Below are 11,722 nucleotides of genomic sequence, written 5' to 3'. Positions count from 1 at the left end.
TACGTAATTGAAAAATCAAATTTAAATAGATTGGGGCTAAAAATTATGAAATTTAAAGCGATAGCAAAAGCAAGTTTAGCATTGGGAATGTTAGCAACAGGTGTAATAACGTCGAATATACAATCAGTACAAGCGAAAACAGAAGTTAAACAACAAAGTGAATCAGAGTTGAAACACTATTATAATAAACCATTTTTCGAGCGTAAAAATGTGACTGGATATAAATATACTGAAAATGGTAAAGATTATATGGAAGTCGCAACAGATCATCAGTATTATCAAATATCGTTACTAGGTCCGGATAAAGATAAATTTAAAGAAGGAAATAATCCAGGTCTAGATATATTTGTCGTTAGGGAAGGTGACAGTAGGCAAGCTGCGAATTACTCAATTGGTGGCGTAACAAAAACAAACAGTCAACCTTTTATTGACTATATACACACACCAATCCTTGAAATCAAGAAAGGTAAAGAAGAACCACAAAGTAGTCTATACCAAATTTATAAAGAAGACATCTCATTAAAAGAACTTGATTATAGATTAAGAGAACGTGCGATTAAACAACACGGCTTGTATTCAAATGGTCTTAAACAAGGTCAAATTACAATTACAATGAATGATGGCACAACACATACAATCGATTTAAGTCAAAAACTTGAAAAAGAACGTATGGGTGAGTCAATCGACGGCACTAAGATTAATAAAATTCTAGTAGAAATGAAATAATACTTTCTAACAACAAAGCGCTATGTTGAATAGTGCTTGTTATGGAAATATATGGAAGTTAAGCGACGTACTGTTGCTTAGCTTCTTTTTTTGAGGGGAAAAGTTACAAAACTCACACAAACAGTCGCACCACGCATTATCTTTTGCTTAAATAGCTTAATCATATTTTATGAATAGTTAAAAACAGGTTAATGTGAATATCAGCACACAGCTCCTATAATATGGGTGTATGATTCAAATTACGTAATAAAACAATCTAATTATAATAGATTGGAGCACACAACTATGAAAATGAAAAATATTGCAAAAATAAGTTTGTTATTAGGAATATTAGCAACAGGTGTAAATACTACAACGGAAAAACCAGTTTATGCCGAAAAGAAACCTATTGTAATAAGTGAAAATAGCAAAAAATTAAAAGCTTATTATAATCAACCTAGTATTGAATATAAAAATGTGACAGGTTATATCAGTTTCATTCAACCAAGTATTAAATTTATGAATATCATAGATGGTAATTCTGTTAATAATCTTGCTTTAATTGGCAAAGATAAGCAACATTATCATACGGGTGTACATCGTAATCTTAATATATTTTACGTTAATGAGGATAAGAGATTTGAAGGTGCAAAGTACTCTATTGGCGGTATCACTAGTGCAAACGATAAAGCTGTCGACCTAATAGCAGAAGCAAGAGTTATTAAAGCAGATCATATTGGTGAATATGATTATGACTTTTTCCCATTTAAAATAGATAAAGAAGCAATGTCATTGAAAGAGATTGATTTTAAATTAAGAAAATACCTTATTGATAATTATGGTCTTTACGGTGAAATGAGTACAGGGAAAATTACCGTCAAAAAGAAATACTACGGAAAGTATACATTTGAATTGGATAAAAAGTTACAAGAAGACCGGATGTCCGATGTTATCAATGTCACAGATATTGATAGAATTGAAATCAAAGTTAGAAAAGCATAACACACATACTTGACGACGAAATAATTTGAAATTGAAATAGAGAGGTTAAGTGACGATCAAACGTTGCTTAACTTCTTTTTAATGCTTAAAAATCATTTCAAAGGCACATAGAAACGCTATATTAACCTCATAATCACTCATTATTTTTTGCTTAAATTACTTAATAATACTTCAATAATTGTTAAAAGGGGTTTAATGTGATTATCTTAGAATGCCATCTATAATGATGTTGTATGATTCAAATTACGTAAAAAGACAATCGAATATAATATAGATTGGAGCATACAATTATGAAAATGAGAACAATTGCTAAAACCAGTTTAGCACTAGGGCTTTTAACAACAGGCGCAATTACAGTAACGACGCAATCAGTCAAAGCAGAAAAAGTACAATCAACTATAGTTGACAAAGTACCAACGCTTAAAGCAGAGCGATCAGCAATGATAAACATAACAACAGGTGCAAATACAGTGACAACACAAGCAGCTAACACAGGACAAGAACGCACGCCTAAACTCGAAAAGGCACCAAATACTAATGAGGAAAAAACTTCAACTTCCAAAATAGAAAAAGTATCACAACCTAAACAAGAAGCGCAGAAATTGCTTAATATATCAGCAACGCCAGCGCCTAAACAAGAACAATCACAAACGACAACCGAATCCACAACGCCGAAAACTAAAGTGACAACACCTCCATCAACAAACACGCCACAACCAATGCAATCTACTAAATCAGACACACCACAATCTCCAACCATAAAACAAGCACAAACAGATATAACTCCTAAATATGAAGATTTAAGAGCGTATTATACGAAACCAAGTTTTGAATTTGAAAAGCAGTTTGGATTTATGCTCAAACCATGGACGACGGTTAGGTTTATGAATGTTATTCCAAATAGGTTCATCTATAAAATAGCTTTAGTTGGAAAAGATGAGAAAAAATATAAAGATGGACCTTACGATAATATCGATGTATTTATCGTTTTAGAAGACAATAAATATCAATTGAAAAAATATTCTGTCGGTGGCATCACGAAGACTAATAGTAAAAAAGTTAATCACAAAGCAGAATTAAGCATTACTAAAAAAGATAATCAAGGTATGATTTCACGTGATGTTTCAGAATACATGATTACTAAGGAAGAGATTTCCTTGAAAGAGCTTGATTTTAAATTGAGAAAGCAACTCATTGAAAAACATAATCTTTACGGTAACATGGGTTCAGGAACAATCGTTATTAAAATGAAAAACGGTGGGAAGTATACGTTTGAATTACACAAAAAACTGCAAGAGCATCGTATGGCAGATGTCATAGAAGGTACAAACATTGATAAAATTGAAGTGAATATAAAATAATCATGACGTTCTCTAAATAGAAGCTGTCATCGGAAAAACAAGAAGTTAAGTGACAACGGTTTACATGTTGCTTAGCTTCTTTTATTATGCGCAATGATGTAAAAAGACGAATATTCATTTGTTTGTAAAAGTGGCATTTCTATGTCTTAAAAGTGACGAAACTTCAAATGTGCCAAGTGTTGAATCACATCAAAATCATTTTTATTTAACGAACATTATGGATTTCTTAATTTACTTAACGATGATTCAAATATAGTTAAACAAGGTTTAATGTGAATGGAGCAATACGCCATCTATAATAAAGCTGTATGATTCAATGAATGTAATCGAACAAATCTAATAATTACGAATGGAGCATACAACTATGAAAATAACAACGATTGCTAAAACAAGTTTAGCACTAGGCCTTTTAACAACAGGTGTAATCACAACGACAACGCAAGCAGCAAATGCGACAACACCACCTTCAACTAAAGTGGAAGCACCGCAACAAACACCGAACGCGACAACACCATCTTCAACTAAAGTAGAAGCACCGCAATCAAAACCAAACGCGACAACACCATCTTCAACTAAAGTGGAAACGCCACAATCGCCAACCACAAAACAAGTACCAACAGAAATAAATCCTAAATTTAAAGATTTAAGAGCGTATTATACGAAACCAAGTTTAGAATTTAAAAATGAGATTGGTATTATTTTAAAAAAATGGACGACAATAAGATTTATGAATGTTGTCCCAGATTATTTCATATATAAAATTGCTTTAGTTGGTAAAGATGATAAAAAATATGGTGAAGGAGTACATAGGAATGTCGATGTATTTGTCGTTTTAGAAGAAAATAATTACAATCTGGAAAAATATTCTGTCGGTGGTATCACAAAGAGTAATAGTAAAAAAGTTGATCACAAAGCAGGAGTAAGAATTACTAAGGAAGATAATAAAGGTACAATCTCTCATGATGTTTCAGAATTCAAGATTACTAAAGAACAGATTTCCTTGAAAGAACTTGATTTTAAATTGAGAAAACAACTTATTGAAAAAAATAATCTTTACGGTAACGTTGGTTCAGGTAAAATTGTTATTAAAATGAAAGACGGTGGAAAGTACACGTTTGAATTGCACAAAAAATTACAAGAAAATCGCATGGCAGATGTCATAGATGGCACTAATATTGATAACATTGAAGTGAATATAAAATAATCATGACATTCTCTAAATAGAAGCTGTCATCGGAAAAACAAGAAGTTAAGTGACAACGGCCTACATGTTGCTTAGCTTCTTTTGTTATGTTCGATGATTTGAGAACCCGAATTTTCAATGGGTCCAAATATGACGTGGAAGAGTCCTGAATTTATCTGTAAATCCCTATCTATCGGGTGTGGATCACAACGGAATCAGTTTTATTTAACGAACATTATAGATTCCTTAATTTACTTAATAATGATTCAATGATTATTAAACATGGTTTAATGTGAAAGGTCAAATACGCCAATTATAATAAAGCTGTATGATTCAATAGACGTAAGCGAACAAATCTAATAATTACGAATGGAGCATACAACTATGAAAATGACAGCAATTGCGAAAGCAAGTTTAGCATTAGGTATTTTAGCAACAGGAACAATAACATCAACGCATCAAACTGTAAATGCGAGTGAACATGAAGCAAAATATGAAAATGTGACAAAAGATATTTTTGACTTAAGAGATTACTATAGTGGCGCAAGTAAGGAACTTAAAAATGTTACTGGTTATCGTTATAGCAAAGGTGGCAAGCATTACCTTATCTTTGATAAAAATAGAAAATTCACAAGAGTACAGATATTTGGTAAAGATATTGAAAGATTTAAAGCACGCAAAAATCCGGGATTAGACATATTTGTTGTTAAAGAAGCGGAAAACCGTAATGGCACAGTGTTTTCATATGGTGGTGTCACTAAGAAAAATCAAGACGCTTATTATGATTATATAAACGCACCAAGATTTCAAATCAAGAGAGATGAAGGTGACGGTATTGCTACGTACGGTAGAGTACACTACATTTATAAAGAAGAGATTTCACTTAAAGAACTCGACTTTAAATTGAGACAGTATTTAATTCAAAATTTTGATCTGTATAAAAAGTTTCCTAAAGATAGTAAGATAAAAGTGATAATGAAAGATGGCGGCTATTATACGTTTGAACTTAATAAAAAATTACAAACAAATCGCATGAGTGACGTCATTGACGGTAGAAATATTGAAAAAATAGAAGCCAACATTAGATAATGCAATGAAATATGGATAATAGTAAAATATGGATAGTATAGAGGAGTTAGGCAACATAAGTTGCTTAGCTTCTTTTTTGTGTTGGAGAGATGAAAAATAGAAGCGGGTTCATGATCAAAATTTTGGAAATAGTTGATACCTATAGTCGCGCGTTGTCCTTTTCGTGACATGAAACAATGTGGAAAACATAATTAAATTGAGGGAAAGTGTGAATAGTTAAAAAATTAGCATTGTGTTATAAAAAATAATTAATACTGTTAGTATTTCATTAACTAACTTAACGTTGGTTCAAAAATAGTTAAAAAGAGGTTAATTCATAGCGCAGTATCTCACTTATATAATGATAGTAGATTGTTCGTATTACGTAATTGAATTAATCATATAAAAATATATTAAGACAAAATTTATAAATAGATTGGGAGAATAGTACTATGAAATTAAAAACGTTAGCTAAAGCAACATTGGCATTAGGCTTATTAACTACTGGTGTGATTACATCAGAAGGCCAAGCAGTCCACGCAAAAGAAAAGCAAGAGAGAGTACAACATTTATATGATATTAAAGACTTACATCGATACTACTCATCAGAAAGTTTTGAATTCAGTAATATTAGTGGTAAGGTTGAAAACTATAACGGTTCTAACGTTGTACGCTTTAACCAAGAAAAACAAAATCACCAATTATTCTTATTAGGAGAAGATAAAGCTAAATATAAACAAGGACTTCAAGGTCAAGATGTCTTTGTGGTAAAAGAATTAATTGATCCAAACGGTAGATTATCTACTGTTGGTGGTGTAACGAAGAAAAATAACCAATCTTCTGAAACTAATATACATTTATTAGTTAATAAATTGGACGGAGGAAATTTAGACGCTACAAATGACTCATTTTTAATTAATAAAGAAGAAGTTTCACTGAAAGAACTTGATTTCAAAATTAGAAAGCAATTAGTTGAAAAATACGGTTTATATCAAGGTACGTCTAAATACGGTAAAATCACTATCATCTTGAACGGCGGGAAAAAGCAAGAAATTGATTTAGGTGATAAATTGCAATTCGAGCGCATGGGCGATGTGTTGAATAGTAAGGATATTAATAAGATTGAAGTGACTTTGAAACAAATTTAAAGTAAGTAATCAATGACTCTAAAGTAATAAATTTGAAGCAGCTTAACGATGAAATGTTGAATAGATACATACACCTTACATAAAGGAGCGTATCTAAATCAACAGTGTCGTTAGGCTGTTTTTATGTTTTATAACGTAGGTTATGAGCATACTAAAAATTCAAATTACTCCTGAAAGTGATGTCCATTGAATATTAATTAGAACTTCATTAACCATGATTTAAGTTTAATTAAACGAGTGTTAATGTCAGCCTGTCTCAATGCCCTTTATAATAAATGTGTATTATTCAAATTACGTAATAAAAGCAATCCAATATATTAAGATTGGAGCACATGAATATGAAATTTACAGCGATAGCTAAAGCGATATTTGTATTAGGAATATTAACAACAAGTGCAATGATAACAGAAAATCAATCGGTTAATGCAAAAGGAAAGTATGAAAAAATGAACCGTTTATATGATACAAACAAGTTACATCAATACTATTCAGGACCTAGTTATGAGTTAACAAATGTTAGTGGCCAAAGTCAAGGTTATTATGACTCTAACGTTTTGCTTTTTAACCAACAAAATCAAAAGTTCCAAGTGTTTTTATTGAGAAAAGATGAAAATAAATACAAAGAAAAAACACATGGTTTAGATGTCTTTGCGGTACCGGAATTAGTAGATTTAGATGGAAGAATATTTAGTGTTAGTGGTGTAACAAAGAAAAATGTAAAATCAATATTTGAGTCTCTAAGAACGCCGAACTTACTAGTTAAAAAAATAGACGATAAAGACGGTTTTTCGTATGATGAATTTTTCTTTATTCAAAAGGAAGAAGTATCATTGAAGGAACTTGATTTCAAAATAAGAAAACTGTTAATTAAAAAATACAAATTGTATGAAGGGGCAGCTGATAAAGGTAGAATTGTTATTAATATGAAAGATGAAAATAAGTATGAAATTGATTTAAGTGATAAATTAGGTTTCGAGCGTATGGCAGATGTCATTAATAGTGAACAAATTAAAAACATCGAAGTGAATTTGAAATAATCAATGATATATATAGAATGAAAGCTTAAGAAGCGGTTTAATAATCCCATGTTTAATGATTTTGATACGTGTTTTAATAATAAAAACATATCGAACATTGACTACGTTATTAAGCTGCTTTTTTGTACACTTTGTATCGAATAACTTAAGATCTAAAACTAATCGGAAAGAACAATGATTCCCCTAAAAAAATTTATGTTGCTATTAAAAATCAGTTAATACGAATGTTAACATACGTTTGATTTTCATTAATAATGATTCAAGTTTATTTAAATGAGCGTTAATGTCAGTCTGTTTTGATGCACCTTATAATAAAGACAGATAGTTCAAATTACGTAATAATAACAATCCAATATATCAAGATTGGAGCAAATAAATATGAAATTTACAGCATTAGCAAAAGCAACATTAGCATTAGGAATATTAACTACAGGTGTGTTTACAACAGAAAGTAAAGCTGTTCACGCGAAAGTAGAACTTGATGAGACACAACGCAAATATTATATCAATATGCTACATCAATACTATTCTGAAGAAAGTTTTGAACCAACAAATATTAGTGTTAAAAGCGAAGATTACTATGGCTCTAACGTTTTAAACTTTAAACAACGAAATAAAGCTTTTAAAGTATTTTTACTTGGTGACGATAAAAATAAATATAAAGAAAAAACACATGGCCTTGATGTCTTTGCAGTACCTGAATTAATAGATATAAAAGGTGGCATATATAGCGTTGGCGGTATAACAAAGAAAAATGTGAGATCAGTGTTTGGATTTGTAAGTAATCCAAGTCTACAAGTTAAAAAAATCGATCCTAAACATGGCTTTTCGATAAATGAGTTGTTCTTTATTCAAAAGGAAGAAGTATCGTTGAAGGAACTGGATTTTAAAATAAGAAAAATGTTAGTCGAAAAATATAGATTGTATAAAGGCGCGTCAGATAAAGGTAGAATCGTTATTAATATGAAAGACGAAAAGAAATATGTAATTGATTTAAGTGAAAAATTAAGTTTTGATCGTATGTTTGATGTAATGGATAGTAAGCAAATTAAAAATATTGAAGTGAATTTGAATTAATTAAGTATAATAACTTAAGAAGCGACTTAACGACAAAATGTGAATTGGCATTTGTGTCCTTATATAAGGAACTGTGTTAAATACATTACTGTTGTTAAGTTGTTTTTGTAATTCAAAGAGCAGAACAGAGTAACATCATCAGTTGTAGTAATCGATAATCCGGTAAAACAACTAAATGAAATAATGAAAGTCATTTAACCTGAACATTAAAATATATTTGTTTTTCATTAAGAATAATTCAAGTATATTTAAATCGAGGTTAATTATCGTATGAAACGATGCACGTTATAATAAAAATGTATGATTCAAATTACGTAATGAAAACAATCCAATATATTAAGATTGGAGCAAATAAATATGAAATTTACAGCATTAGCAAAAGCAACATTAGCTTTAGGAATTTTAACAACAGGAACTTTAACAACAGAAGTTCATTCAGGTCATGCAAAACAAAATCAAAAGTCAGTAAATAAACATGACAAGGAGGCACTATACCGATACTACACTGGAAAGACTATGGAAATGAAAAATATTAGTGCTTTGAAACATGGTAAAAACAACTTACGTTTTAAGTTTAGAGGTATTAAGATTCAAGTTTTACTGCCTGGAAATGATAAAAGTAAATTTCAACAGCGTAGTTATGAGGGGTTAGATGTTTTCTTTGTTCAAGAAAAAAGAGATAAGCACGATATATTTTATACTGTTGGTGGTGTAATACAGAATAATAAAACATCTGGAGTTGTCAGTGCCCCAATATTAAATATTTCAAAAGAAAAGGGTGAAGATGCTTTTGTGAAAGGTTACCCTTATTACATTAAAAAAGAAAAAATAACATTAAAAGAGCTGGATTATAAGTTGAGAAAGCATCTAATTGAAAAATACGGACTTTATAAAACAATCTCAAAAGATGGTAGGGTCAAAATTAGCTTGAAAGATGGCAGTTTTTATAACCTTGATTTAAGGTCTAAATTAAAATTTAAATATATGGGGGAAGTCATAGAAAGCAAACAAATTAAAGATATTGAAGTTAACTTAAAGTAAATAATTAAAAGTAATTGAAGCGGCTTAACGGTGAAATGTAAATTGGTGCGCATAGCTTATACAAAAAGGATGCATCAATCGATATCGTCGTTAAGCCGTTTTTGTTTGTGTGTCATGAATCCTATCCCAATCTCCATAAAGGTAAAATTCCCACCACCAACATCAAAATTCTCAACATCGCAACATAACCAAATGTTATAATAAATCTATTACACAAAGAGATAAATTACTTATTCAAAGGCGGAGGAATCACATGTCTATTACTGAAAAACAACGTCAGCAACAAGCTGAATTACATAAAAAATTATGGTCGATTGCGAATGATTTAAGAGGGAATATGGATGCGAGTGAATTCCGCAATTACATTTTAGGCTTGATTTTCTATCGCTTCTTATCCGAAAAAGCGGAACAAGAATACGCAGATGCCTTGTCAGGTGAAGACATCACGTATCAAGAAGCATGGGCAGACGAAGAATACCGTGAAGACTTAAAAGCAGAATTAATTGATCAAGTCGGTTACTTCATTGAGCCACAAGATTTATTCAGTGCGATGATTCGTGAAATTGAAACGCAAGATTTCGATATCGAACATTTGGCGACGGCGATTCGTAAAGTTGAAACATCAACGCTAGGTGAAGAAAGTGAAAATGACTTTATCGGTCTGTTCAGCGATATGGATTTGAGTTCAACGCGACTAGGTAACAATGTCAAAGAACGTACTGCACTAATTTCCAAAGTCATGGTTAATCTTGACGATTTACCATTTGTTCACAGTGATATGGAAATTGATATGTTAGGTGATGCATACGAATTTCTTATCGGGCGCTTTGCGGCGACAGCGGGTAAAAAAGCAGGTGAGTTCTATACACCACAACAAGTATCTAAGATACTGGCGAAGATTGTCACAGACGGTAAAGATAAATTACGTCACGTGTATGACCCAACATGTGGTTCAGGTTCATTACTGTTACGTGTTGGTAAAGAGACACAAGTGTATCGTTATTTCGGACAAGAACGTAACAATACTACATACAACTTGGCGCGTATGAACATGTTGTTACATGATGTGCGCTATGAGAACTTCGATATCCGCAATGATGACACGTTGGAAAATCCAGCCTTTTTAGGCAATACATTTGATGCGGTTATTGCGAACCCACCATATAGTGCGAAATGGACAGCTGATTCAAAGTTTGAAAATGACGAACGCTTTAGTGGTTACGGCAAGCTTGCGCCAAAATCCAAAGCAGACTTTGCCTTTATTCAACACATGGTACATTACCTAGACGATGAAGGTACCATGGCAGTTGTACTACCGCATGGTGTATTATTCCGAGGTGCTGCCGAAGGTGTCATTCGTCGTTATTTAATAGAAGAAAAGAACTACTTAGAAGCCGTGATTGGTTTGCCAGCGAATATTTTCTATGGGACAAGTATTCCAACATGTATCTTAGTATTTAAAAAATGTCGCCAACAAGACGACAATGTATTATTTATCGATGCATCCAATGATTTTGAAAAAGGAAAAAATCAAAACCATTTAAGCGATGCCCAAGTCGAACGTATTATAGACACATATAAGCGTAAAGAAACGATTGATAAATATAGCTACAGCGCGACATTACAAGAGATCGCCGATAACGATTACAACTTAAACATACCGCGATATGTTGATACATTCGAAGAAGAAGCACCGATTGATTTAGATCAAGTCCAACAAGATTTGAAAAATATCGACAAAGAAATCGCAGAAATCGAACAAGAAATCAATGCATACCTGAAAGAGCTTGGGGTGTTGAAAGATGAGTAATACACAAAAGAAAAATGTGCCAGAGTTGAGATTCCCAGGGTTTGAAGGCGAATGGGAAGAGAAGCAATTTGCTGATTTTACTAAAATAAATCAAGGATTACAGATTGCTATTAATGAACGTAAAACTGAATATTCTCCAGAGTTGTATTTTTATATAACAAACGAATTTTTAAGACCAAATAGTCAAACTAAATATTTTATCGAAAATCCCCCTCAATCAGTAATTGCAAATAAAGAAGATATTTTAATGACTAGAACAGGTAATACTGGAAAAGTAGTAACTAATGTAT

At 31.6% G+C, this 11,722-nt stretch carries 13 protein-coding genes; 12 read left to right on the top strand and 1 reads right to left on the bottom strand.

Annotated features, from left to right (window positions below):
• The first annotated feature begins 45 nt into the window (after positions 1 to 45).
• From IDG64_RS02060 to IDG64_RS02015, 10 genes are all read left to right on the top strand, one after another.
• Positions 46 to 726, top strand: a complete 681-nt coding sequence (locus IDG64_RS02060) for a superantigen-like protein SSL1 (protein ID WP_000668995.1) — start codon at positions 46 to 48, stop codon at positions 724 to 726.
• 285 nt (positions 727 to 1,011) lie between these two features.
• Positions 1,012 to 1,707 carry a superantigen-like protein SSL2 gene (locus tag IDG64_RS02055; protein ID WP_000782626.1) on the top strand — a complete coding sequence of 232 codons (696 nt, stop codon included), beginning with the start codon at positions 1,012 to 1,014 and terminating at the stop codon, positions 1,705 to 1,707.
• Between the two features lie 290 nt (positions 1,708 to 1,997).
• Positions 1,998 to 3,068: a superantigen-like protein SSL3 gene (locus IDG64_RS02050; RefSeq protein WP_000784033.1), complete on the top strand. Its 1,071-nt coding sequence runs from the start codon at positions 1,998 to 2,000 to the stop codon at positions 3,066 to 3,068.
• Positions 3,069 to 3,186: 118 nt separating this feature from the next.
• Positions 3,187 to 3,324 (top strand): hypothetical protein, encoded by a 138-nt coding sequence (locus IDG64_RS02045; protein WP_001791691.1) that lies wholly within the window; start codon positions 3,187 to 3,189, stop codon positions 3,322 to 3,324.
• A gap of 108 nt (positions 3,325 to 3,432) precedes the next feature.
• Positions 3,433 to 4,272, top strand: coding sequence for a superantigen-like protein SSL4 (locus IDG64_RS02040; RefSeq protein WP_000705628.1), 840 nt, complete (start codon positions 3,433 to 3,435; stop codon positions 4,270 to 4,272).
• Positions 4,273 to 4,635: 363 nt separating this feature from the next.
• Positions 4,636 to 5,340 carry a superantigen-like protein SSL5 gene (locus IDG64_RS02035; protein ID WP_000784251.1) on the top strand — a complete coding sequence of 235 codons (705 nt, stop codon included), beginning with the start codon at positions 4,636 to 4,638 and terminating at the stop codon, positions 5,338 to 5,340.
• A gap of 431 nt (positions 5,341 to 5,771) precedes the next feature.
• A complete protein-coding gene (locus tag IDG64_RS02030) occupies positions 5,772 to 6,467 on the top strand; it encodes a superantigen-like protein SSL7 (protein WP_000769814.1) in 696 nt (231 codons plus the stop codon).
• A gap of 338 nt (positions 6,468 to 6,805) precedes the next feature.
• The gene (locus IDG64_RS02025; RefSeq protein WP_000673030.1) at positions 6,806 to 7,504 is read left to right on the top strand and encodes a superantigen-like protein SSL8; all 699 of its coding nucleotides are present in this window, start codon (positions 6,806 to 6,808) and stop codon (positions 7,502 to 7,504) included.
• 378 nt (positions 7,505 to 7,882) lie between these two features.
• On the top strand, positions 7,883 to 8,581 hold the full coding sequence (locus IDG64_RS02020; protein ID WP_000673059.1) for a superantigen-like protein SSL9: 699 nt from the start codon (positions 7,883 to 7,885) through the stop codon (positions 8,579 to 8,581).
• A 357-nt stretch (positions 8,582 to 8,938) separates the two neighbouring features.
• A complete protein-coding gene (locus IDG64_RS02015; RefSeq protein WP_000673051.1) occupies positions 8,939 to 9,622 on the top strand; it encodes a superantigen-like protein SSL10 in 684 nt (227 codons plus the stop codon).
• A gap of 74 nt (positions 9,623 to 9,696) precedes the next feature.
• On the opposite strand, the gene IDG64_RS02010 is transcribed toward IDG64_RS02015, so the two are convergent.
• Positions 9,697 to 9,816 (bottom strand): hypothetical protein, encoded by a 120-nt coding sequence (locus IDG64_RS02010; protein WP_031864472.1) that lies wholly within the window; start codon positions 9,814 to 9,816, stop codon positions 9,697 to 9,699.
• A 59-nt stretch (positions 9,817 to 9,875) separates the two neighbouring features.
• On the opposite strand from IDG64_RS02010, the gene IDG64_RS02005 reads away from it, so the two are divergent.
• Positions 9,876 to 11,432: a type I restriction-modification system subunit M gene (locus tag IDG64_RS02005; RefSeq protein ID WP_000028659.1), complete on the top strand. Its 1,557-nt coding sequence runs from the start codon at positions 9,876 to 9,878 to the stop codon at positions 11,430 to 11,432.
• A partial coding sequence (locus IDG64_RS02000) for a hypothetical protein (protein WP_029549504.1) occupies positions 11,425 to 11,722 on the top strand: 298 nt, incomplete at its 3' end. The genes IDG64_RS02005 and IDG64_RS02000, both read left to right, overlap by 8 nt.

Origin of the sequence: Staphylococcus sp. EG-SA-15, assembly GCF_017151895.1 — a bacterium.
Lineage (GTDB): Bacteria > Bacillota > Bacilli > Staphylococcales > Staphylococcaceae > Staphylococcus > Staphylococcus aureus.
The sequence above is the reverse complement of the archived record's forward strand: the minus strand, read 5'-3'. Positions and strand labels throughout refer to the sequence as shown.

Coding starts and splice junctions, on each gene's coding strand:
- IDG64_RS02060 (WP_000668995.1), top strand. CDS start 46: ATGAAATTTAAAGCGATAGCAAAAGCAAGTTTAGCATTGGGAATGTTA.
- IDG64_RS02035 (WP_000784251.1), top strand. CDS start 4,636: ATGAAAATGACAGCAATTGCGAAAGCAAGTTTAGCATTAGGTATTTTA.
- IDG64_RS02050 (WP_000784033.1), top strand. CDS start 1,998: ATGAAAATGAGAACAATTGCTAAAACCAGTTTAGCACTAGGGCTTTTA.
- IDG64_RS02040 (WP_000705628.1), top strand. CDS start 3,433: ATGAAAATAACAACGATTGCTAAAACAAGTTTAGCACTAGGCCTTTTA.
- IDG64_RS02030 (WP_000769814.1), top strand. CDS start 5,772: ATGAAATTAAAAACGTTAGCTAAAGCAACATTGGCATTAGGCTTATTA.
- IDG64_RS02015 (WP_000673051.1), top strand. CDS start 8,939: ATGAAATTTACAGCATTAGCAAAAGCAACATTAGCTTTAGGAATTTTA.
- IDG64_RS02055 (WP_000782626.1), top strand. CDS start 1,012: ATGAAAATGAAAAATATTGCAAAAATAAGTTTGTTATTAGGAATATTA.
- IDG64_RS02020 (WP_000673059.1), top strand. CDS start 7,883: ATGAAATTTACAGCATTAGCAAAAGCAACATTAGCATTAGGAATATTA.
- IDG64_RS02005 (WP_000028659.1), top strand. CDS start 9,876: ATGTCTATTACTGAAAAACAACGTCAGCAACAAGCTGAATTACATAAA.
- IDG64_RS02025 (WP_000673030.1), top strand. CDS start 6,806: ATGAAATTTACAGCGATAGCTAAAGCGATATTTGTATTAGGAATATTA.